The sequence below is a fragment of the Rhizobacter sp. P2_D12 genome, assembly GCF_056404395.1.
The window spans coordinates 61,199-84,671 of the sequence record NZ_JBFUEB010000008.1 but is presented as its reverse complement, the minus strand read 5'-3'; the positions used below and the strand labels follow the sequence as shown (position 1 = coordinate 84,671).

General features: G+C 70.1%; 15 protein-coding genes. 14 read left to right on the top strand and 1 reads right to left on the bottom strand.

The window, feature by feature from the left end; genetic code table 11:
• Positions 1–3 precede the first annotated feature (3 nt).
• From flgF to AC1DYN_RS04255, 10 genes are all read left to right on the top strand, one after another.
• Positions 4–735: a flagellar basal-body rod protein FlgF gene (gene flgF, locus AC1DYN_RS04300; RefSeq protein ID WP_477957870.1), complete on the top strand. Its 732-nt coding sequence runs from the start codon at positions 4–6 to the stop codon at positions 733–735.
• A gap of 28 nt (positions 736–763) precedes the next feature.
• Complete coding sequence (gene flgG, locus AC1DYN_RS04295) at positions 764–1,546, top strand: flagellar basal-body rod protein FlgG (protein WP_477957869.1); 783 nt, start codon at positions 764–766, stop codon at positions 1,544–1,546.
• Between the two features lie 8 nt (positions 1,547–1,554).
• Entirely contained in the window at positions 1,555–2,223 is a 669-nt protein-coding gene (locus AC1DYN_RS04290; RefSeq protein WP_477957868.1) for a flagellar basal body L-ring protein FlgH, read from the top strand.
• A gap of 40 nt (positions 2,224–2,263) precedes the next feature.
• The gene (locus tag AC1DYN_RS04285) at positions 2,264–3,403 is read left to right on the top strand and encodes a flagellar basal body P-ring protein FlgI (RefSeq protein ID WP_477957867.1); all 1,140 of its coding nucleotides are present in this window, start codon (positions 2,264–2,266) and stop codon (positions 3,401–3,403) included.
• A complete protein-coding gene (gene flgJ / locus AC1DYN_RS04280) occupies positions 3,403–4,311 on the top strand; it encodes a flagellar assembly peptidoglycan hydrolase FlgJ (RefSeq protein ID WP_477957866.1) in 909 nt (302 codons plus the stop codon). Before AC1DYN_RS04285 ends, flgJ begins: the two co-directional genes overlap by 1 nt.
• 16 nt (positions 4,312–4,327) lie before the next feature.
• The gene (gene flgK / locus AC1DYN_RS04275; RefSeq protein WP_477957865.1) at positions 4,328–6,295 is read left to right on the top strand and encodes a flagellar hook-associated protein FlgK; all 1,968 of its coding nucleotides are present in this window, start codon (positions 4,328–4,330) and stop codon (positions 6,293–6,295) included.
• Between the two features lie 90 nt (positions 6,296–6,385).
• Positions 6,386–7,585: a flagellar hook-associated protein FlgL gene (flgL, locus tag AC1DYN_RS04270; RefSeq protein WP_477957864.1), complete on the top strand. Its 1,200-nt coding sequence runs from the start codon at positions 6,386–6,388 to the stop codon at positions 7,583–7,585.
• 42 nt (positions 7,586–7,627) lie between these two features.
• Positions 7,628–8,836 (top strand): EAL and HDOD domain-containing protein, encoded by a 1,209-nt coding sequence (locus AC1DYN_RS04265; RefSeq protein ID WP_477957863.1) that lies wholly within the window; start codon positions 7,628–7,630, stop codon positions 8,834–8,836.
• 58 nt (positions 8,837–8,894) lie between these two features.
• The gene (locus AC1DYN_RS04260) at positions 8,895–12,116 is read left to right on the top strand and encodes a PAS domain S-box protein (RefSeq protein ID WP_477957862.1); all 3,222 of its coding nucleotides are present in this window, start codon (positions 8,895–8,897) and stop codon (positions 12,114–12,116) included.
• Between the two features lie 99 nt (positions 12,117–12,215).
• Positions 12,216–12,803, top strand: a complete 588-nt coding sequence (locus AC1DYN_RS04255; protein WP_477957861.1) for an ANTAR domain-containing response regulator — start codon at positions 12,216–12,218, stop codon at positions 12,801–12,803.
• Positions 12,804–12,844: 41 nt separating this feature from the next.
• Here AC1DYN_RS04255 and AC1DYN_RS04250 read toward each other — a convergent pair whose 3' ends face one another.
• On the bottom strand, positions 12,845–14,350 hold the full coding sequence (locus tag AC1DYN_RS04250; RefSeq protein ID WP_477957860.1) for a sensor histidine kinase: 1,506 nt from the start codon (positions 14,348–14,350) through the stop codon (positions 12,845–12,847).
• Between the two features lie 163 nt (positions 14,351–14,513).
• Between AC1DYN_RS04250 and AC1DYN_RS04245 the strand changes: the two genes are divergently transcribed.
• The 4 genes from AC1DYN_RS04245 to AC1DYN_RS04230 all read left to right on the top strand — a co-directional run bounded on the left by AC1DYN_RS04245 (position 14,514) and on the right by AC1DYN_RS04230 (position 23,427).
• Positions 14,514–17,903 (top strand): PAS domain-containing hybrid sensor histidine kinase/response regulator, encoded by a 3,390-nt coding sequence (locus AC1DYN_RS04245; protein ID WP_477957859.1) that lies wholly within the window; start codon positions 14,514–14,516, stop codon positions 17,901–17,903.
• A 4-nt stretch (positions 17,904–17,907) separates the two neighbouring features.
• Positions 17,908–20,148, top strand: coding sequence for a putative bifunctional diguanylate cyclase/phosphodiesterase (locus tag AC1DYN_RS04240; protein ID WP_477957858.1), 2,241 nt, complete (start codon positions 17,908–17,910; stop codon positions 20,146–20,148).
• Positions 20,149–20,210: 62 nt separating this feature from the next.
• Positions 20,211–21,887, top strand: a complete 1,677-nt coding sequence (locus tag AC1DYN_RS04235; RefSeq protein WP_477957857.1) for a GGDEF domain-containing protein — start codon at positions 20,211–20,213, stop codon at positions 21,885–21,887.
• A 145-nt stretch (positions 21,888–22,032) separates the two neighbouring features.
• The gene (locus AC1DYN_RS04230) at positions 22,033–23,427 is read left to right on the top strand and encodes an undecaprenyl-phosphate glucose phosphotransferase (RefSeq protein ID WP_477957856.1); all 1,395 of its coding nucleotides are present in this window, start codon (positions 22,033–22,035) and stop codon (positions 23,425–23,427) included.
• The last annotated feature ends 46 nt before the right edge of the window (positions 23,428–23,473 follow it).

The window sequence follows — 23,473 nt, the reverse complement described above, 5'->3', positions numbered from 1 at the left end:
GCCATGGACCGGATGATCTATCTCTCGATGTCGGGCGCGAAGGCCATGCTGCAGCGGCAGGACAACCTGTCGAACAACCTCGCGAACGCCTCCACGCCCGGCTTCAAATCGCAGATCGAGGCCTTCCGCGCGGTGCCGGTGCTGGGCAGCGGTGCCAGCACCCGCGTCTACGCGCTGGAGACCACGCCCGGCTACGACGCGACGCCCGGCCCCGTCACCGCCACCGGCCGCAACCTCGATGTCGCCGTCAAGGGCAACAGCTGGCTGTCGGTGCAGGCGCTCGACGGCACCGAGGGCTACACCCGCGGCGGCTCGCTCGACGTCAGCGCCGACGGCACGCTGACCACGCGCGGCGGCCTGCCGATCCTCGGCGACGGCGGCCCGATCCAGGTACCGGCCAACGCCGAGATCTCGATCGGCGGCGACGGCACCGTCAGCGCCAAGGGCGTGGACGGCAAGATCACCCCGGTCGGCAAGCTCAAGCTGGTGACGCCGGGCGATGACACCCGGATCGAACGCGGCACCGACGGCCTGTTCCGGGCTGCCGGCGGCGACCTGGACGCCGACCCGAACGCCCGCGTGCAGGACGGTGCACTGGAAGGCTCGAACGTGAGCCCGATCGAGACCATGGTGTCGATGATCGCCGCGGCGCGCCAGTTCGAATCGCAGATGAAGATGTTGCAGACCGCGGAGGGCGACGAGAAAGCCGCCGCGCAGCTGCTGTCCATGAATTGACCATTCGCCGACCTGAAGGAACCCCACCATGTTGAATTCTTTGTGGACCGCCAAGTCCGGCATGGAGGCCCAGCAGGCCCAGCTGGACGCCATCTCGCACAACCTCGCCAACTCCGCGACCAACGGCTACAAGCGTTCGCACGTGGTGTTCGAGGACCTGATGTACCAGAACCTGCGCCAGGCCGGCTCGAACAGCAGCGAGCAGACCACGCTGCCCACCGGCTACCAGGTGGGCCTGGGCACGCGCGCGGTCGCCAGCTCGCGCAGCTTCAGCCAGGGCAACCTGCAGCAGACCGGCAACACGCTCGACGTGGCGGTGCGCGGCCAGGGCTTCTTCGAGATCCAGATGCCCGACGGCACCACCGGCTACACGCGCGATGGTTCGTTCCAGGTCAACCCGCAGGGCCAGCTGGTCACCAACAACGGCTACACCGTGCAGCCGGGCATCACGATCCCCGCCAACGCGCAGAGCGTGACGATCGGCAACGACGGCACGGTGTCGGTCACGGTGCCGGGCCAGACCGCGCCGCAGACGGTCGGCACGATGCAGCTGGTCAGCTTCATCAACCCGGCCGGCCTGGAGCCCAAGGGCCAGAACCTGTTCACCGAGACCGCAGCGTCCGGCACGCCGAACACCGGCACGCCGGGCCTGAACGGCCTGGGCCAGCTGCAGCAGGGCTTCGTCGAGACGTCCAACGTCAACCCGGTCGAGGAGCTGGTCAACATGATCCAGACGCAGCGCGCCTACGAGCTGAACTCGAAGGCCATCACGACCTCCGACCAGATGCTGCAGAAGCTCAGCCAGCTTTGAACACCGCCATGAAGCGATTCGTCCTTCTCGCCATCCCGGCCCTGCTGGCCGGCTGCAGCACGCTCTATCCGCTGCCCAAGGTCGACGTGGCCGAGCCGACGCGGGCGCGGCCCGAGCCGGTGGTGGCGCCGGCGGTCAGCAACGGCTCGATCTTCCAGTCCGGCCAGTACCGGCCGCTGTTCGAGGACTACCGCGCCCGGCTCGTCGGCGACACGCTGACGGTGCAGATCGTGGAGAAAGTCTCGGCCAGCCAGAAGAGCACCAGCACCATCGACAAGAGCGGCAAGGTCGAGGCCGGCGTCAGCGCATTGCCGCTGGTCAACCCGAACGCGCTGCTGCGCAGCAGCGCGAGCGGCAGCTCGGCCAACTCGTTCGCCGGCAAGGGCAGCACCGAGAACACCAACGATTTCTCGGGCACCATCACCGCGACCGTGACGGAAGTCCTGTCCAACGGCCACCTGGTGGTGGCGGGCGAGAAGCAGATCGGCGTGAACCAGAACGTCGACGTGCTGCGTTTCTCGGGCCAGGTCGACCCGCGCGCGATCCAGCCGGGCAACAGCGTCGCCTCGGCGCAGATCGCCAACGTGCGCATCGAGCACCGCGGCCGTGGCGCGCAGGCCGACGCGAACGGAATAGGGTGGCTGGGGCGGTTCTTTTTGAACGTTCTCCCCATTTAGGTTTCCGCAGAATCGGTTTTCATCCTGCGATGAAGCCGACATGCAAACCACACCGACCGAAAAACTCCTGCGACTGCTGATCACCCTGACGGCCGTCGCGGCGAGCGCCGCACTGTGGTGGCCGCTGCCCTCGCAGGCAGCCCGCATCAAGGAAGTCGCCGCCGTGCAAGGCGTGCGCACCAACCAGCTGATCGGCTATGGCCTGGTCGTCGGCCTCGACGGCACGGGCGACCAGACCACCTCCACGCCCTTCACGCAGCAGAGCCTGAACGCGCTCCTGCAGCAGATGGGCGTCACCGTGCCGCCGGGCACCACCATGCAGGTCAAGAACGTCGCCGCGGTGATGGTGACGGCCCAGCTGCCGGCCTTCGCGCAGCCGGGGCAGACCATCGACGTCAACGTCTCGTCGATGGGCAATGCCAAGTCGCTGCGCGGCGGCACGCTGATCGCGACGCCGCTGAAAGGTGCCGACGGCCAGATCTACGCGCTGGCGCAGGGCAACCTGATCGTCGGCGGTGCCGGCGCCTCGGCGGCCGGCTCGAAGGTGCAGATCAACCACCTGAGCGCCGGCCGTGTGCCCGAGGGCGCGACGGTGGAGCGTGCGGTGGCCACGCCGCTGAACCAGGGCGAGTTCCTGCAGCTGGACCTGAACGCCAGCGACTTCAGCACCGCGCGCGAAGTGGCGCGCACGATCAACGCGAAGATGGGGCCCGACACCGCGCAGGCGATCGACGGCCGCGTCGTGCGCGTGCGCATGCCGGCCTCGCCGGATGCGCGCGTCGGCTTCCTGGCCGACATCGAGAACCTGCCGCTGGAGCTGGCCGCGCCGGCCGCCAAGGTGGTGATCAATGCGCGCACCGGCTCGGTGGTGATGAACCAGACGGTGACGCTGTCGGCCTGCGCGGTGGCGCACGGCAACCTGTCGGTGACGATCAGCTCGACGCCGGTGATCAGCCAGCCGTCGCCGCTGTCCAGCGGCGGCAGCACGGTGGTCAAGGAGAAGGCCGACATCACCGTCCGGCAGGAGCCGGGCACGCTGATCCAGCTGCCGGCCAGCACCAAGCTCGCCGACGTGGTGAAGGCGCTGAGCGCGCTGGGCGCGACGCCGATGGACCTGCTGGCGATCCTGCAGGCCATGAAGAGTGCCGGCGCACTGAACGCAGAAATCGAGGTGATCTGATGGCGATCGACCCGACCCAACGCGGCTTGCAGGGCCAGAACCTGGCGAGCCGGAACCTGGCCAGCGACACCCGGGGTGTCGACGCGCTGCGCTTTGCCGCCAGCAAGGATCCGAAGGCGGCGATCAAGGAGACCGCGAAGCAGTTCGAAGGCATCTTCATGCAGCAGCTGATGAAGAGCATGCGGCAGGCGACGCCGAGCTCGGGCATGCTGGAGAACTCGGGCACGCAGATGGGCACCGAGCTGCTGGACACGCAGTTCGCGCAGCAGCTGAGCGGCCGCCCGGGCGGGCTGTCGGACCTGATCGCCAGGCACCTGGAGCGCCAGCTCGGCGAGCCGCTGGCCAACATGGCCAAGGACACGGCGTCGAACCAGACGGTGGCGGCCACCGGCCGCAGCGGCACCGCGCCGCTGCCGGCCTCGCTGCAGGGCAAGGAGCGCCAGGTGGGCTTCCTGAAACTGCACGACAGCGCCGCCAAGGCGGCCGAGGCCGAGACCGGCATCCCGGCCACCTTCATGGTGGCGCAGGCGGCGCACGAATCCGGCTGGGGCCGGCACGAGATCCGCAATGCCGACGGCAGCAGCTCGTTCAACCTGTTCGGCATCAAGGCCGGCAGCGACTGGAAGGGCCCGACGACGACGGTGACGACCACCGAGGTCGTCAACGGCCAGCCGCGCAAGGTGCGGGCGAAGTTCCGCGCCTACGAGAGCTACGAGGAATCGTTCAAGGACTACGCGAAGCTGATGAAGGACAACCCGCGCTACTCGAAGGTGGTGTCGGCGGGGTCGTCGGCGCAGGGTTTCGCGCACGGCTTGCAGCGCGCGGGGTATGCGACCGACCCCGAGTACGCGAAGAAGCTCACCAACATGATCAACACGACGCTGCGCCTGCAACGCGCGACGGCGTGAACGAGGACAACGACACATGAGCTCCTCGGCACTTCTGGGCATCGGCACGCGGGCGATGTTCGCCAACTATGCGGCGCTGCAGGCCACCGGCAACAACATCGCGAACGCCAACACCACCGGCTACTCGCGCCAGCAGGTGGTGCTGGAGACGGCCAAGGGCCAGTTCACCGGCGCCGGCTTCTTCGGCAAGGGCGTCAACGTGGCCTCGGTCACGCGCTCGTACAACAGCTTCCTGACCACGCAGGCCGCGGCCACCAAGGCGACCGCCGCCGGCGACGCGGCGCGAGCCGAGCAGCTGAAGCAGATCGAGGCGGTGTTCGGCACCGGCACCGCCGGCGTCGGCTACTCGGCCGGCGAGCTGCTGAACGCCTTCGTCGACGTGGCCAACCAGCCGGCCGACTCGTCGGCGCGCCAGGTGGTGATCGCGCGCGCGAAGGAGCTGGCGAACAAGTTCGCCGCGGCGGGCGACCAGCTGCAGGACATCCAGACCGGCGTCACGCAGGACATCAAGAGCTCGGTCGACACCGTCAACGGCCTGGCGCAGCAGGTGGCCAAGCTGAACGAGCAGATCCAGGCGCTGAACGGCACCGGCCAGCCGCCCAACGACCTGCTGGACAAGCGCGACGAGCTGATCAGCCAGATCAGCGGCTACGTCGGCGTGACGACGATCCAGGCCGACAACGGCAGCGTCGGCGTGTTCGTCGGCGGCGGCCAGGCGCTGGTGCTGGGCGCCACCGCGAACAAGCTGGTGACGATGAGCGATGCCTTCGACCCGGCCAAGGTGCAACTGGGCATCAACGTCGGCAGCGGGTTGTCGTCGCTGATCCCGCAGGATTCTCTGACCGACGGGGCGATCTCCGGCATGCTGCGCTTCCAGAACGACGACCTGGTCGACGCGCGCAACCTGCTCGGGCAGATGGCGGCCGCGATCAGCGGCGCGGTGAACCAGCAGCAGGCGCTGGGCCTGGACCTGGGCAAGCCGGCCAACAACGGCTCGCCGCTGTATGCGGTGGGTGCGCCGCGGTCGCTGCCGGCGTCGAGCAACGCGGGCGATGCGACTTTCGGCGTGACGTTGACCGACACCACGCAGGTGCAGGCGAGCGACTACGAGCTGCAGTTCGACGGCACCAACTACGCGCTGACGCGCCTGTCCGACAACACGCCGGCGATCGGCAGCCCGTTCAGCGCGGCGCAGATGGCCACCGGCATCACGGTGGACGGCATGACCATCCAGATGACGGCCGGCACCTCGGTGGCGGGCGACCGCATGCTGCTGCAGCCGGTGGGCGAGGCGGCCAAGGACATGCGCGCCGTGCTGAGCGACCCGAACGGCATCGCCGCGGCGTCGCCGGTGACCGCGACCTTCGGGGCGACCAACAAGGGCACGGCGACGCTCGCGTCGCTGGCGGCGGTGAGCACGACGCTCGACCGCACGCTGACGGCGAACGTCAGCTTCACGTCCGACACCGGCGACTACACCTGGGAGCTGGTGGACGCGACCAACACGCCGGTGTCCAGCGGCACCGGCACCTGGAGCGCCGGCAACCCGATCTCGCTGAACGGCTTCGAGCTGAAGCTGAACGGCGTGCCGAAGACCGGCGACACCATCGCGGTGAAGCCGACCACGGCGACCGAGGCGAACAACGGCAATGCGCTGGGCTTCGTGCGCATCGGCACGGCCGGCATCGTCGGCGCGAGCACCCTGTCGAACGGCACGGTGACGCCGGGCCGCACGATCACCGACGCCTATGCGAGCGCGCTGTCGGACATCGGCGTGCGCGTGCAGAGCGCGCAGACCGCGTCGGACATCTCGGATTCCGCCGCCGCGGGGGCCGAGACGGCGCGGGCGAACAAGGCGGGGGTCAACCTCGATGAAGAAGCTGCGAAGCTGATCCAGTACCAGCAGAGCTACCAGGCCGCCGCCAAGATGCTTCAAGTGGCACAGCAGGTGTTCGACACGCTGCTGCAGACGGCCGCCGGATGAGTGCCTCTCCCGTAGCCCGGATGCCAATCCGGGATCGTCGCCTCGCAATGCACCCCGGATTGGCATCCGGGCTACAGGACCATTGACACCATGCGCATCAGCACCTCCAACTCCTACGACGCGTCGCTCGAGCAACTGATCAAGCGCCAGGAGAACCTGAGCTCCGCGCAGGAACAGCTCACCACCGGCAAGCGCGTCAACCGTGCCAGCGACGACCCGGCCGCGGCGGCGCGGGCCGAGCGGGCGCTGGCGGCCGAGAAGCGTGCCGTCGCCGGCCAGCGCGCCGTCGATGCCAGCAAGAACGCGATGACGCTCACCGAAAGCGCGCTCGGCGATGCCGGCGAGCTGCTGCAGCAGGCCCGCGAAACGCTGCTCTCGGCCGGCAATGCCACCTACACCGATGCCGAACGCAAGGGCCTGGCCGACAAGCTCGGCGAGATCCGCAAGCAGCTGATGGCGGTGGCCAACCGCGCCGACGGTGCCGGCACCTACCTGTTCGGCGGGCAGGGCAGCGGCCAGCCGCCGTTCCTGGATGCGGCCGGCGGCGTCACGTATGTCGGCGGCGACGGCGAGGCCGAGGTGGCGTCCACCGAAGCACTGCCGATCACCACCAACGGCAACGCGATCTGGATGCAGGCGCGGTCCGGCAACGGCGTGTTCGACACCAACGCCGTCACCGCCACCGGCACCGCCTGGATCGACAGCGGCTCCGTCACCAACCCGTCGGCGCTGACCGGCTCGACCTACAGCATCCAGTTCAGCGTCGCCGCCGGCGTCACCACCTATTCGATCCTGCAGGATGGCGCGCCGACGGCGCAGGTCGGCATGCCCTTCAAGCCCGGCCAGGCGATCCAGATCGACGGCATGTCGGCCACGATCTCCGGCAACCCGGCCGACCTGGACGAGTTCACGCTCACGCCGTCGACCTCGAGCCAGACCGTCTTCGACACCCTCGACAAGGCCATCAGCGACCTGAAGACGCCGCTGCGCAGCGGCACGCAGATCGCGCAATCCAATGCCGACAACCTGGCCAACCTCGACCAGGTGATGAACAGCCTGTCGGGCGCGCGCACCCGCGTCGGCGAGACCCTGAACCGCATCGACGGCGTCACCGGCCGCCTCGATTCGCTGCAGCTGTCGAGCAAGACGGCGCGTTCGGATGCGGAAGACCTGGACATGACACGCGCTATTTCCGACTTCGCGAACCAGCAGACCGGGTACGATGCCTCGCTCAAGGCCTACACCATGGTGCAGAAGCTGTCGCTGTTCAACTACCTGAGCGGTGGCTGACGCCCCTGGCCGCCGCCTGTATCCTTTCCCTGGAGAACCTGCGTGACCGACAACGCCATCCTCGGGCAGGTCGCCCTCGGCTACTCGCCGTTCATCGACCGAAGCCGCGCCGTCACGGCCACCCGCCTGACGATCTTCCCGCTGCGCCCCGAGCTGACCCCCGACATCGCCCAGCTGCTGCACGCCGTGGGCGGCGTGTGGCCGGCCGACGGCGGCAACGCCTCGCTGAACATCATCAGCGAGGGGCTGCTGCAGGACCTGATGGGTGCCAGCCCGTCGGCCAACCTGATGGTCGAGATTCCATCCTTCATGGCCACCGAGCAGGCCAACGCCCCCGCCATCCAGGCGCTGCACCAGGGCGGCAACACGCTGCTGATCAAGGGCCGGCCGCTCAAGGAGCTGCCGCGCGAGGTGCTGCCCTGCTTCAAGTACTCCATCATCGACCTGGCCGACGACCGCCGCGTCAACGAAGCGGGCAATGCGGCGCCGGCCGGCGTCACGCGCAACATCCCCCACGTTCAGTCGGGCGTGCACACGCTGGCCGAGATGGAGTCGAGCTTCGCGCGCGGCGCCGCCGCGGTGCTGGGCTGGCCGATCGATGACGCCATCCAGGAGGCGCAGGCCAAGGGCAAGTCGGCGGTGCAGATGGACCTGCAGGTGATCGTCGAGCTGATCCAGCGCGTGGATGCGCAGGATCCGATCGAGAAGCTCGAGAACACGCTGAAGCGGGATCCTTCGCTCGCCTTCAAGCTGATGCGCTACATCAACTCGCCGGCCTTCGGGCTGCGCGTCGAGATCAGCTCGTTCCGCCACGCGATCATGATGCTCGGCTACCAGCGCCTGAAGCGCTGGCTGGCGCTGTTGCTGGCCACGGCCGGCAAGGACGTCAACATGAAGCCGGTGATGTTCGCGGCGGTGCGCCGCGGGCTGCTGATGGAAGAGCTGGTGCGCTCGTCGGGCGACGAGGAGATGCGCAACGAGATGTTCATCTGCGGCGTGTTCTCGCTGCTCGACCGCATGTTCAAGCAGCCGTTCTCCGAGCTGATGAAGACCATCCCGGTGCCCGAGCGCGTCTACCAGGCGCTGGTCGACGGCACGGGCCCTTATCAGCCGTACTTCGACCTGGTGCAGGCGGTGGAACACGAGTCGCTGTACGACTTCCGCACCGCGGCCGACACGTTGATGCTGAGCGTCAGCGAGATCAACCGGGCGATCCTGAGTGCCTTGACTTCGGCGACGCAGATCGACTGACCAGGCCTGCGTACACTGCGTGCCTGCCGTGCGGCTCGTCAGCCGCACGGACCCCCCGATGTCCGACCCCAAATCGCTGCACCCGCTTCTCGACGTGCTGTCCGACGCCGTGCTGGTGCTGGACCGCAGCGCCCGCGTCAGCTTCGCCAACACCGCCGCGCTGCGGCTGATGGGTGGCGAGCCGGCGCGCCAGTTGGCGCACTGGGCCCCGCTGCTCGGTGAACCGCTGGTCGCGGCGGCCACCCAGGCGCTCGCCCACGGTCCGGAGGGCCTGCCCCCCGCGGTGACACTGCCCGATGGCCGGCATTTCAGCGTGGCGCTCGCGCCGCTGGACGGCGAACGCTGGGCGCTGCGGTTGGCGGCCATCCAACCGATCATTTCGACACCCCCCGACGACACCCCGCCCCCGTCCATGCCCGACATGGCCAGCATGTTCTGGGACGCCCCGTTCCCCGCCACGCTGCAGGACGGCGAGTTCCGCCTCGTCGACGTCAACGACGCCTACCTCGAGTTCAGCGGCTTCAGCCGCGAACAGTTGATCGGCCGCGACCCGATCGAGCTGCAGCCGCGCGAGGACCGCGAGCTGAACCGCGCCTACCGGGCGCAGATCAACACCGTCACCACTGGCCCGGCGCGCCTGGTGGAGCGCCGCCTGACCCACGCCGACGGCCGCGATCGCTGGTTCCGCGCCGCCTGGCGCGTCGGCAGCGATGCGCAGGGCCGCACCCGCACGATGACCATCCTGCAGGACTGCACCGCCGAGCACATCGCCCGCGAGCGCGCCGACCGCTCGGTGCGCGAGCTCGACGACTGGTTCGACCTGAGCCCGGTCGGCATGGTGCTGTTCGACAACCAGGGCCTGCTGGTGCGCAGCAATCCGGCCTTCGAGGCGCTGGCCGGCGACGTGCCGGTGCTGATGTCCGAGGCCGCCCCGGCGATCCAGCAGCTGATGGCCTGGCAGGACAACGGGCCGCTCGCGCTGTTGCGTCCCGGCTCCAGCCCGGTCGAGACGCAGGCCTGGGTCGAACACGCCGACGGCACGCCGCGCCGGCTGCGCTCCATCGTGCGCTGCTACCAGAGCGGCAGCGGCCAGCGCCGCTACATGGCCATCGTCGAGGACCGCAGCGTCGAGGAGGAACGCGACCTGGCGCAGATGCAGATCGGCGCGCTGATGGACACCGCCGGCGTCGGCCTCGCCACCTTCCAGGAATCGTCCGGCTGGGTGCAGCACGGCGGGGTGTTCGGTGGCGCCGGCGAGGCCATCGGCATCGCGTCGCTGCAGTCGATCCGGCGCGACATCGTGCTGCCCGAATCGCTGCCCGAGTACGAGAAGCTGCAGCTCGCGCTGCGCCACGCCCAGCGCGCCGAGGTGCGCTACGCGATCCGCCACCCCGAGCTGGGCCTGCGCTGGCTGCTCACGCGCGTCGAGCCGGCCACGCTCGCATCGGGCAAGCGCACCACCTCGGTCGTCACGCTGGACATCACCGACCAGCACCAGACCCAGCAGCGCAGCGAGATGCTGCTGCGCGAGCTGACCACCATCCTCGAGAGCACGACGGTCGGCATCGCCTACCTGCGCGGCAACATCCTGGTGCGCTGCAACCGGCGCTTCGAATCGCTGCTCGGCTTCCGCGCCGGCGACGTGGCCGGTTGCAGCCTGCAGGAGCTGCTGGCCGGCCAGCGCGACGCCGCGCGCCTGGCGGCCGACATCGATGCCTCGCTCGCCGCCGGCCAGGTGCACGAGACCGAGCTCGCGATCGACCTGCGCGGCCGCCCGCGCCACTGGTGCTCGCTGTCGGTGCGGCGCGCCGGCCTGGGCGCCGACGGCCAGGAGCTGATCGCGGTGCTGACCGACATCACGCGGCTGAAGGCGCAGCAGATCGAGCTGGAGGCGCTGGCCAGCGAGGTCGCGCTGCAGGCCGAGCGCACGCGCGCCATCCTCGACTCGGTGCTGGTGGGCATCGTCACGGTGGGCGCGGACGGCATCGAGTGGATGAACCGCTCGGCGCGCCGCATGTTCGGCGGCGACCTGGAAGACTTCCTCGGCCAGCCGATGGCCACCGTCGCGACGCCGGAGCCGGAGCACCCGTTCCTGCGCAAGGAGTACCTCGACGACCTCGTCGAAGGGCAGGCCGAGACCTTCGAATGCCGCGTCAAGGCGCGCGACGGACGCGAGTTCTGGGTCGTCGGCAATGCGGTCGTCACCGGGCGCCAGCTGACCTACGCGCTGCTCGACATCGAGCGCCGCCGCCAGGCCGAGGCGCGCATCGCCGAGGCGCAGTCGTCGCTGCAACGCATCATCGAGGCGGCGCCGCTCGCGATCACGCTGCGCGATGCGCACACGCTGCGCATCCTGCAGGTCAACGAGGTCGCGGCGCGCAATGCGTCGAGCACGCGCGAGCGGCTGATCGGCCGCGCGCCGGAGCAGATCTTCACGCCCGAGGTCGCGGCGCAGCGGCGGCGCGACATGGAAGACGCGCTGGCCGCCGGCCGCGTCACGCAGCGCGAATACCGCACCGAGATCAACGGCGAGATGGAGGTGTGGGACGCGCGCTACCTGCCGCTGTCGGCCGACGGCCAGCCGCCCGACCAGCTGCTGATGGTGGCCACCGACGTGACCGAGCAGCGCGCCGCGCAGGAGGCGCGCTTCGAGGCCGCCATCGCGCAGCGCGAGATGCTGGTGAAGGAAGTGCACCACCGCATCAAGAACAACCTGCAGGGCGTGGCCGGGCTGCTGCAGCAGATCGCGACGCGCAAGCCCGAGGTGGCCGGCGTGATGGCCGAGGTGGTCGGCCAGGTGCAGGCGATCGCGCAGGTCTACGGTCTGCAGGTCGGCGTGACCGGGCCGCTGCGCGTGCGCAGCGTGCTCGAGGCCATCACCGGCTCGGTGCAGCGCACCTTCGGCCGCAGCATCGTGTTCGCGGTCGAAGGGCCGGCACCGCACCTGTGGGCGCTGCCGGAGGCCGAATCGATCCCGATCGCGCTGACGGTCAACGAGCTGCTGACGAATGCGATCAAGCACAGCGACGCGGCCGCCCCGCCGGTGACCTGCACGCTGGTGTGCGGCGAGGCCGGCGTGCAGGTCGTCATCGGCAACGCGTCGACGCTGCCCGAAGGCTTCAGCCTCGCGCGCTTCCCGGGGGGCGTCTCGGGCCTCGGGCTGGTGCGCGCGCTGCTGCCGCGGCGCAGTGCGACGCTCGCGCTCGAGCAGCAGGGCGAGCGCGTGGTCGCGACCATCGCGCTGGTGCCGCCGGGGGTCGCCAAACTGGCGCCCGCGTGACGCGCCGGCCGGCAGGTGCTGGCTGAGGGCAGGCCTTTCGGCCACAATCCGCACGATCGTGCGCTTGGCACCCCCTGGCTGTAACCCCACTGCGACACCGTGACGAACAAAGGCAAGATCCTCGTGGTCGACGATGACCGGCTGGTGCTGGCGACGCTGACGCATGGCCTGGCGCAGGCCGGCTACGACATCATCGACGCCGACAACGGCGACGACGCGATCCTGCTGGCGCGCGAACACCGGCCCGACCTGGCGCTGCTGGACATCCGGATGGAAGGCAAGAGCGGCTTCGACGTCGCCGCCTACCTGCGCGACTACTGCCAGATGCCGTTCATGTTCCTGTCGGCGTTCTCGGACGACGACACGGTCTCGCAGGTGAAGGCGCTGGGCGCGGTGGCCTACCTGGTGAAGCCGCTGGACATCCGCCAGATCGTGCCGGCGGTCGAGGCCGCGTTCGCGCAGATCGACCGGCGCGACGGCGAGCCGGCGCCGCTGGCCGGCACGCTGGCGCACGAGGCGCTGGCGCAGCCGGTGGCGATGGCAGTGGGGGTGCTGATGCACCGCTATTCGCTGTCGCGCGGGCAGGCGCTGGAGCGGCTGCAGCGGCTGGCAGCCTCCGAAGGCCGGCCGTTGCCGCAGCAGGCCGAGCGCCTGCTCGAAGCGGTGGAGCTGCTTTCCGGAGGCTGATACGAATACTGGGTAGCCCGGATGCCAATCCGGGTTGTCGTTCAGTTCAACCAGAATTCGAATTTCGCGCCGCGGTCGACTTCCGCTGCCGCCCAGATGTCCCCGCCGTGCCGGCGGATGATGCGCCGCACCGACGCCAGCCCGACCCCCGTGCCCTGGAAGTCGTTCGCGCTGTGGAGCCGCTGGAACACCCCGAACAGCCGGTCGGCGAAGCGCATGTCGAAGCCGGCGCCGTTGTCGCGCACCGTGAATGCCGTGCGGCCTTCGTGCACGCTCGATTCGAACCAGATGTGCGCGTTGCGGCACTTCGCGGTGTACTTCCACGCGTTGCCCAGCAGGTTCTCCAGCGCCACCCGCAGCAGCGTCGCGTCGCCCTGCGCATGCAGGCCCGGTTCGATGTCGACCTGCACCTCGCGCTCGGGCGATTGCCGCCGCAGGTCGTCGACGATGTAGCCCACCAGCTGCGACAGGTTGATCGGCTGGCGCGCCAGCGGCCGCGACGACAGCTGCGACAGCGCGAGCAGCGAATCGATCATGCTGCTCATGCGCGCCGCCGCGCCGAGCACGCGGTCGAGGTGGTCGTTGCCGATGCGGTCGAGCAGCCGGCCGTAGTCTTCCTTGACGATCTTCGTGAACCCCTCGACCACCCGGATCGGCGCGCGCAGGTCGTGCGACACGGTGTAGCTGAACGACTCCTGCTCGTCGGTCGGCTCGCCGCCCACCCCGGCGGCCGGCGCAGCCCCGCCTTGGCGCGTGAAGAACAGCAGCAGTTCGTGGCCGCCGCGCGGTGTCATGGCCGGGAGCCGGTGCACGCGCAGTTCCCAGCCTTCGGCGCTGCCGCTCGCGCCGTCGGCATGCAGCGTCGGCGCGATCGCGTGGTCGACCAGCGGGCGCAGCCCGGCCGGCAGCCGCTGCAGCAGCTCCGGCCACGCCGGCAGGTTGGCCGGGTCGCCGACGTGCAGCCACGCATCGGCCGCCGGATTGGTTTCGTACAACACCCCCAGCTGTCCCGGCGGCGGCAGCGCGACGCGCAGCACGGGCGAGGGCAGGGCCTGCAGCAGCCCGGCGATGCGCTGCTCGGCCGGGTCTGCCAGCTCGTGCGCGGTGCCGACGTAACCGGCGAAGCGGCCCTGCTCGTCGAGCAGCGGCTCGCCGCGCAGCGACCAGGCCTGGCGCACGCCCGACGCGCCGGCGCGCCACAGCGCGGTCGCGCTGAGCGGCGCGTGCTGGTCCATCGCGGTGCGCAGCGAGCGCGTCAGCGTGTCGTTGGCCTGGAAGTGCTGCCACAGCGGCGGGGCATCGTCGGTGCCGGCCCAGTCGGCCAGCGCGGCGCCGCGCGGCGGGCGCCATTGCGTCACCCGGTGCCGCACGTCGGTTCGCCACTGCCAGGCGTCCAGCACCTGCGTCAGGGCCTGGCGCTCGGCGCGGGCCTGTTGCAACTCGCGTTCGAGCCGCTGGGCGCGGCGCTGGCCGGCCCAGGCGAGGGCGCCGGCCGCGAGGGCCACCAGCAAGAGCAGTCCGGCCGGCAGCACGGTCGCGAGATTCATCCGCAGGATTGTAAGGAGTCGCTGCAGCGTGAGATTGTGAAGCGCGGCGGGCTTCATGCCATGTCAGATGCCTCAAGTCGCCCGCGCCGGCGCCGAAACCTTCCCGAAGACCCCGCCACCCCCGTGGGCCGGCACGGCCATGCCTTTCCCCGAGTTGTCGACCATGCCTGTTCAGCTGTCCCGAATTGCCCGCTGGTTCGTCCCGGGGCGCAAGCCGCTCGCGCCGGTCGCCCCGGCGCCGGCAGGCGCCCCCGCGCCGGCGCCCGTTCCCGAGCCGGCCGGCCCCGACTGGCTGGCATTGGTGCAGCAGGTCGCCGTGCGCGTCGACGAGGCGGACACGCTGCCCGAGGCGCTGTGGGCCGCCACCACGGCGCTGGCCGAAGCGCTGGACGCGAGCGAGCACGCCGTGCTGCGCGTGCTGTCCGTCAGCGGCGAGGCCACCGAGCTGCAGGCCTGGTCGCCGCCCGACGACCCCCACCCCGCCCGCTTCACCGTCCACCCGCGGCTCAGCACCACCGGCCGCGCCGTCACCGAGGGCAGCATCTGCCTGACGCCGCTGCCGGCTTCGGGTGCGAGCCTRATCGCGATCCCGGTGCACGGCGGCCACGGCATGCTGGCGGTGCTGGAGCTGCGCGCGGTGCTGGCGCGCCGCGAGCTGCCGGCGCTGCGCCGCGTGCTCGACACCGTGCAGCGCCTGGTCGACCTGCGCGCCGGCCAGTGCGGCCCGGCCGAGCCGCCTGCGCCGGACCCGCGCGTCCCCGAGCCGGCACTGCTGCAGCTGCTGATGGAGAACCTGCCGGTCAGCCTGTTCGTGCTGACCGCGGCCGAGCGGCGCCTGGTGGCCATCAACGTGCATGCCGAGCGCGAGTTCGGCCGGCGCCGCGAGGACGCGATCGGCAGGACGGTCGACGAAGCCTTCGGCCCCGAGATCGGCGCGCTGAGCGAGCCGTCGTTCGCCCGCGCGCTGGCCGGCCACGAGACCATCGAGAGCGAGGTCGAGGTGCCGGCGCATCCGGACGGCGGGGCTGCCCGCGTGGTGAGTGCGCGCTACTTCGCGCTGCGCGACCCCGACGGCTCGCCGCGCCTGCTGATCGTGCTGGCGCGCGACATCAGCGGCGAGCGCCGCGCCGAGCGCGACCTGCACGAATCGCAGAGCCGCCTGCGCGAGTTCGCCGACACGGTGGAGGACAGCCTGTTCGTCACCACGCCGGCGCGGGACCGGTTCCACTTCCTCACCGACAGCAGCTACGACACCTGGGGCACGCCGCGCGACGAATGGGACGCGGCGCCGCAGGCTTTCCTGTCGCGCGTGCTGCCCGAAGACCGGCACCTGCTGGACGCGCGCCGCGCGCTCGAGGAGCAGGGGCAGCCGGCCGACGTGCGCGTGCGCATCCAGCACCCGGCCAAGGGGCTGCGCTGGCTGCGTTCGCGCACCCGGTCGCGGCGCACGCCCGACGGCGAGCTGCGCGTCTACGGCCTGGTGTGCGACGTCACCGAAGAGATGGAGCGCGAGACCGAGCTGAAGCGCGCGCGCGACACCGCCGAGGCGGCCAGCCAGGCCAAGAGCCAGTTCATGGCCAACATGAGCCACGAGATCCGCACGCCGATGAACGGCATCCTCGGCATGACCGAGCTGCTGCTGGGCACCGCGCTCAGCGACAAGCAGAAGCGCTTCGCGCAGGCGGTGTACCGCTCCGGCGAGGCGCTGCTGGAGATCATCAACGACATCCTCGACTTCTCGAAGATCGAGGCCGGCCGGCTGGAGCTGGCGCCGGTCGACTTCTCGCTGCGCGCGGTGGTGGAAGACACGCTGGAGCTGCTCGCGCCGCGCGCCCATGAGAAGGGGCTGGAGCTGAGCTTCCGCGAGGAGCCAGGCATGCCGGCGCTGGTGCACGGCGACCCGCTGCGCCTGCGCCAGGTGCTGACCAACCTGGTGGCCAATGCGATCAAGTTCACCGAGGCCGGCGAGATCGTCGTCGACGTGCGCATGCCGATGCCGGCGCAGGGGGCCGATGGCGCGTTGTGGCTGGAGTTCGAGGTGCGCGATACCGGCATCGGCATCGAGGATGCGGTGGTGCCGCGGCTGTTCAACGCCTTCACGCAGGCGCATGGCGGCATGTCGCGGCGCTATGGCGGCACCGGGCTGGGCCTGGCGATCTCCAAGCAGCTGGTCGAGCTGATGGGCGGCGACATCGAGGTGCAGAGCTCGCCCGGCATCGGTTCGCGCTTCATCTTCAGCATGCCGCTCGCGCCGGCGGCCAGCGGCGACGCCGTGGCGGCCGGGCTCGAGCTGGCGCAGATGCCGGCGCTGCGCGTGCTGGTGGTCGAGGACCACGAGACCAACCGCACCGTGCTCGACAACATGCTGGGCGCCTGGGGCATGCAGGTGGTGCTGGCCGAAGATGGCCGGCGCGCGCTCGACATCCTGTCGGGCGCCAGCTCGATCGACCCGCGCTTCGACCTGGCCCTGGTCGACATGAACATGCCGCGCCTGGACGGCATGGGGCTGGCGCTCGCGCTGCAGGCGCAAGGCCCCGGGCGGCGCAGTGCCGGCATGAAGATGATCCTGCTGTCGTCGGTGTCGTCGCCCGACGATGCGCGCGCCGCGCAGCGCGCCGGCTACGACCGCTTCGTCGCGAAACCGGTGCGCAAGGCCGAGCTGCGGCAGGCGATCCTCGGCATTTCGAGCGCCCGGGGTGACGCAAGCCGCTTGACGCCCCGGCTGAACGCACTGATCCTTGTCATCGAAGACAATGCCGTCAACCAGGAGGTCATCGGGCAGATGCTCAGGTCGCTGGGGTGCCAGGTTCAGGTCTGCGCGTCGGCATTGGACGGCTTGCGCGCACTGTGCGAGAAGCGCTACGACCTCGTGCTGATGGACATCCAGATGCCGGGCATGGACGGCGTGGAGGCGCTGAACTGGTTCCGCCGCAGCCGGTCGGGACGGTTCGATTTCCTCACGCCGCCCGACACGCCGGTGATCGCCGTGACGGCTAACGCCCTGGGAGGGGATGAAGAACGGTTCCTTGAACTCGGTTTCGACGACTATCTCTCGAAGCCATTCCGCCAAAGCCAACTGCTTGCCATGCTCGCCAAACGACTGCGCCCCGCGGCGCCTGTGGATTCCGAAGGCCCTGCCGGCGCCGGCCGCGCCATCCCGCCGGCGGTCGCCACGCCGGCGCCTGCCGCTGCGGCGGCCACCGACGGCGTGCTCGACGCCCTGGCGCTCGACCGGCTGCGCGAACTCGACCCGAGCGGCGAGAACCAGCTGCTGGAGCGCGTCATGAAGGCTTTCGAGAATTCCCTCGAGCGCCTTCTCCCCCAATTGCAGGATGCTCAGGCCTCGCACGACTTGACGGGCATCCGGCACGTGGTACACACGCTGAAGTCGTCATCCGCCAGCATCGGGGCCCTCAAGTTGTCTCACATCTGCGCAGAAATCGAAGCCATGGTCCGCCGCGAAGCCACCCAGGGCATGGACGAACTGATCGTCGCCCTGCAGGCCGAGGTCACCATCGTCGTGGCCGCCACGCGGCGCCTGCTCGGGCGCTAGGTCGATGAGCTCCAGCGCGCCGCTGACCGACGACGACCTGCTGGGGCAGCCGCGGGTGCTGCTGGTCGACGACGACGAGGTCAACCTGTTGCTGACGGCGATCGCGCTGCGCGAGCGCGGCTTCGCGATCACCGAGGCCACCAGCGGCGAGCGGGCGATCCAGATCCTGGCCGACTGGTCGCCCGACGTCGTCGTGCTGGACGCGCTGATGCCCGGGCTGGACGGCTTCCAGACCTGCCGCGAGCTGCGCCTGCTGCCCGGTTTCGAATCGATGCCGGTGCTGATGCTGACCGGCCTGGACGACGACGCGTCCATCACCCGTGCCTACGAGGCCGGCGCCACCGATTTCTTCGTCAAGTCCACCCACTGGAGCCTGCTGGCCGGCCGGCTGCGCTACCTGCTGCGCTCGTCGCGCACGCGCCAGGAGCTGGAGCGCAGCAAGTCGAAGCTGGCGCGCGCGCAAGACCTGGCGCGCATGGGCAGCTTCGACTGGCACCGCGGCCACGGCAATCCGCTGTTCTCGGTCGAGGGCCTGCGCGTGTTCGGCCTCGGCCCGGGCGACACGCCCGGCATGCGCGCGCTGCTGCGCATGGTGCCGCAGGAAGACCGCAGCGGCTTCATGACCATCCTGCACGAGGTCATCCGCCACAGCTCGGTGCTGGCCACCGACATCCCGGTGACGCTGCCCGACGCGCGCCAGCGCATCATCCACGTCGAGGCCGAGCCCGAGTTCAACGAGCACGGCAACCTGTCCGGCTACACCGGCATCGTGCAGGACGTGACCGACCGGCGCATGGCCGAGGACAAGATCCGCCACCTGGCCAACTTCGACGCGCTGACCGGCCTGCCGAACCGCCGCCAGCTGATCTGGCGCACCGAGCGCGCGCTCGAGCACGCGCGGCGCCTGAACCACCCGGTGGGCCTGCTGCTGATCGACCTCGACCGCTTCAAGGTCATCAACGACACGCTGGGCCATGGCGCCGGCGACGAGCTGCTGATGGAGGTGTCGCGCCGGCTGCGCTCGTGCGTGCGCCATTCCGACCAGGTGATGGAGAGCACCGTCGAATCGATGGGCTCGCGTTCGCACCGCACGCTCGAGGCCGTCGGCCGCCTCGGTGGCGACGAGTTCGTCGCGCTGCTGCCCGAGGTGTCGGACGAATCCGATGCCGAGCGCGTGGCCGCGCGCGTGCTCGACGTGATGCGCGAGCCGATCTTCGTCGGCGGCCAGGAATGCTTCGTCACCGCGAGCGTGGGCATCGCGATGTTCCCGCGCGACGGGCAGACGGTGGCCGACCTGATGCGCAACTCCGACGTCGCGATGTATTCGGTGAAGGCGCAGGGCCGCAATGCCGCGCTGCTGTACCGCCCGGCGCTGGCCGGCAAGGGGCGCGAGAAGCTCGAGCTCGAGAGCGCGCTGCACAAGGCGATCGAGCGCAACGAGCTGGTGCTGCACTACCAGCCCAAGGTCGACGTGCGCGGCGCGCGCATGGTGGGGGCCGAGGCGCTGATGCGCTGGCAGCGCGGCGGCGTGCTGGTGCCGCCGGGCGAGTTCATCCCGCTGGCCGAGGAGACCGGGTTGATCATCCCGCTCAGCGAATGGGCGATCCGCGAGGCGGCGCGCCAGGCGCGCATCTGGCAGGACAGCTTCGGCTTTGCCGACTCGATCGCGGTCAACCTGCCGAACCGCCTGTTCGAGCGCACCGACCTGGTCGAGCACATCCACCAGGCCGTCACCGCCTATGGCGTGCCGCACCACGCGATCGAGCTCGAGATCACCGAGACGGGCCTGATGAAGGACCTGCAGAACGTGATCCCGACGCTGCACCGGCTCAACGAGATCGGCGTCGAGATCTCGATCGACGACTTCGGCACCGGCTATTCGTCGCTGGCCTACCTGACGACGCTGCCGATCAGCGAGCTGAAGATCGACCGCTCGTTCGTGCGCGACCTGGGCATGACGCCGCAGAGCTCGGCCGTCGTCACCGCGATCATCGCGCTGGCGCGTTCGCTGGGGCTGCGCGTGGTGGCCGAGGGTGTCGAGAACATGCGCCAGATGGAGGTGCTGCACCGGCTGGGCTGCGGGATGATGCAGGGCTTCCTGTTCAGCAAGGCGCTCGCGCCCGAGGCGCTGGACCAGTGGCTGCAGCAGACGGTGCTGCCGCGCAAGGCGCCGTGGATCGTCGATGCGGGCGAGGGGGAGGTCACCGAAGCGCTGCGCGCCGGCCTCGAGCCGCGCCGCAGGTGATCTTCTCATCCCGTTCGGGCTGAGCTTGTCGAAGCCCTGGTCATTCAATTCTTACGGATCCGATGGACACGAAACCCCAGGCGCAGACGCCTGCCCTGCTGGCCAAGGCCGCATTGCGCCGGCTGGTGATGGACAGGCTGGAGCCGACCCCCGAGAACTATGCCAAGGCCTACCAGCAAGAGGCGGGCGGGCCGCCGGCAGTGGCGGCCAGGCCACCGGCCGAGCCCACGGCGCCGGACAGCGCGGCCCAGGCGGGAGCGCTCGCCGGGCTGATCGAGCGCATCGCGCGCGGCCTCGAGCGGGGCGGGCGCAACTGGACGGCGGCGCGCAAGAAGGAAAGCCTGCAGCGCGTGCTGTCCGGCAGCCGCAGCGACGTCAACCGCCTGCAGCAGCGCCTCGGGCAGCTGGTCGGCAGCTGGGAAAGCGACACGCTGGACGACAACGTCGAGGCCGACGACAGCCTGACGCATCCGGCGCCGCTGGACGCCTTGCCGCCGGTCGCCGCACCAGCGCCGGCCGCCGCTGCGGCGCCGTCGGACAGCGCCTTCCCCGCGTGGCGGCGCGTGGCGGACGGCCTGAGCGGCACCGTGCAGCTGGCGCTGCCGCCGGCCCCGGCGCCGAGCGCCGAGCTGGCGCGCCAGCTGGCCGAGCTGCTGGCCCGCCTGGAAGAACCCGGCCCGACGCCGCCACAGGCCGAGGAGTTCGAGCAGCTGTGCGATCGTGCGCGCCGCATGCTGCAGCACCGCAACCATTTCGTCGACCAGCTGGGCGGCCTGTGCCAGGAGCTCACCGCGAGCCTGGCCGAGCTGGCCGAGGACGACAGCTGGGCGCGCGGCCAGGTCGATGCGATGAAGCTGCAGATCGACGGCGGCCTCACCGCGCGCGGCGTGCGCTCGGTCAGCGAGCTGCTGGAGCAGACCCGCGAGCGCCAGCAGCAGCTGCGCGGCGACCGGGCCCGGGCGCGCGACGCGCTGAAGCTGCTGATCAACCGCATGCTCAGCGAGCTGGGCGAACTGGGCCAGCACACCGGGCGCTTCCACGAAAGCGTCGGCCGCTATGCCGACACCATCGAGAAGGCCGATTCGCTGGAGAGCCTGGCCGGCGTCGTGCGCGAGATGGTCGAGGAAAGCCGCACCGTGCAATCGCTGGTCAGCCAGGCCCAGGGCCGCCTCGAATCCGAGCACGCGAAGGCGGTCGGCCTGTCCGAGCGCGTCGCCGAGCTCGAGGGTGAGCTGCGCCGCCTGTCCGAAGAGGTGTCGACCGACCAGCTGACGCAGATCGCCAACCGGCGCGGCCTGATGCAGGCCTTCGAGGCCGAGCGCGCGCGCCTGGAGCGCAGCCAGACCGAGCTGGCCATCGGGCTGCTGGACGTCGACAACTTCAAGCGCCTGAACGACGAGCTGGGCCACACCGCCGGCGACGTTGCGCTGAAGACGCTGGCCGAGGTGGTCAGCAAGGCCTTGCGGCCCACCGACCTGGTGGCGCGCTACGGCGGCGAGGAGTTCGTCGTGCTGCTGCCCGACACCCCGGTGCAGGAAGGCGAGCAGATCCTGACGCGTTTGCAGCGCTCGCTGTCGGGCGGCCTGTTCATGCACGAGCAGCGCCAGGTGTTCGTCACCTTCTCGGCCGGCGTCACCGCCTACCGCGAGGGCGAGCCCATCGAGGCTGCGCTCGAGCGGGCCGACGAGGCGCTCTACGAGGCCAAGCGAACCGGTAAGAACCGGACTTGCGTCGGATAAAAGCCTGTCGAATCTACCGATCCGGGCGATCTTCGGCCTCGCGTTCGCCCTCTGGCGCCGAGGGAGAAATTCAGTTACACGCCTGGCGCGTGCTGGCACGCCTCGTGCGTGGGAGATTCGGTGAAACTTTCAACGGTCTACTCCCATGTTCGAAGAACGCAGCCATAGGCAGTTGTTCCTCGGTGCGCCACCGTCCGTCACCTCCTTCATCGCGGCGGTGCTGGAACCGCTGCTGACCGTGCTGTGCTACCTGGCGGTCAGCGATTTCTTCAACGAGCCGATCGAGCGGCCGGCGCTGACGCTTTGCATGCTGGTGCTGGTGCTCAGCTTCCCGGGTGTCAACCGCTTCAAGGACCGCACTCTGAATGCCGGCATCGACATCCTCAGCGCGTGGATCGCGTTGCTGGGCATCCTGCTGCTGTGCGGCTACGCCACCGACAGCCTGAAGTTCTTCGAGTGGTCGGTGCTGCTGTGGTGGGCCGGGCTGACCCCCATCGTGCAATGGATTGCCGTGCGGCTGGGCAAGGAATGGCTGCGTCGCCTGGCCCTGCGCCCCGAGTTCCGGCGCCCGGCGGTGGTGGTGGGTGCAGGCCCGCTGGGGGCCAAGGTGCTCGAATCGCTGAAGGCGCGGCGCTCGTTCGGGCAGGACTTCGTCGGCTTCTTCGAGGACCGCTCGCCCGATCGCCTGCACCCCGAGGCGCGCGACCACGTCAGGGGCCGCTTCGAGGACCTGGCGGACTGGGTGCGCCGGCACAACGTGCGCGACGTCTACATCACGCTGCCGCTGACCTCGCAGCCGCGCATCGTCAACCTGCTGGCCTCGCTGCAGGACACCACGGCCTCGGTCTACTACGCGCCCGACGTGTTCGGCGTCAGCGTGATCCAGGGTCGGTTGCAGGACATGGCCGGCGTGCCGGTGGTGAGCCTGCTCGAGTCGCCGTTCACCGGCACCAACGACCTGGTCAAGCGTTTCAGCGACATCGTGCTGGCCTCGCTGATCCTGCTGCTGATCTCGCCGGTGATGCTGGCACTGGCGGTCGGCGTGAAGCTCAGCTCGCCGGGGCCGGTGATCTTCCGCCAGAAGCGCAACGGGCTCGATGGCGAGGAGATCGAGGTCTACAAGTTCCGCTCGATGACCACGCAGGACAACGGGGCGGTGGTGAAGCAGGCGACGCGCGGCGATGCGCGCATCACGCCGTTCGGCGCCTTCATCCGCAAGACCTCGCTCGATGAGTTGCCGCAGCTGATCAACGTGCTGCAGGGCCGCATGAGCATCGTCGGGCCGCGCCCGCACGCGGTGGCCCACAACGAGCAGTACCGCAAGATGATCCAAGCCTACATGGTGCGCCACAAGGTGCGCCCGGGCATCACCGGCTGGGCGCAGGTGAACGGCTTCCGCGGCGAGACCGACACGCTGGACAAGATGGCCGCGCGGGTCGAGTACGACCTGGAATACCTGCGCAACTGGTCGATCGGCCTCGACCTGAAGATCATCGTGCGCACGGTGCGCCTGGTTCTCTTCGACCGCAACGCCTATTGATGACGATGAATCGCAGTAACGCTCTTTCCTCTCTGGTGGCAATGGC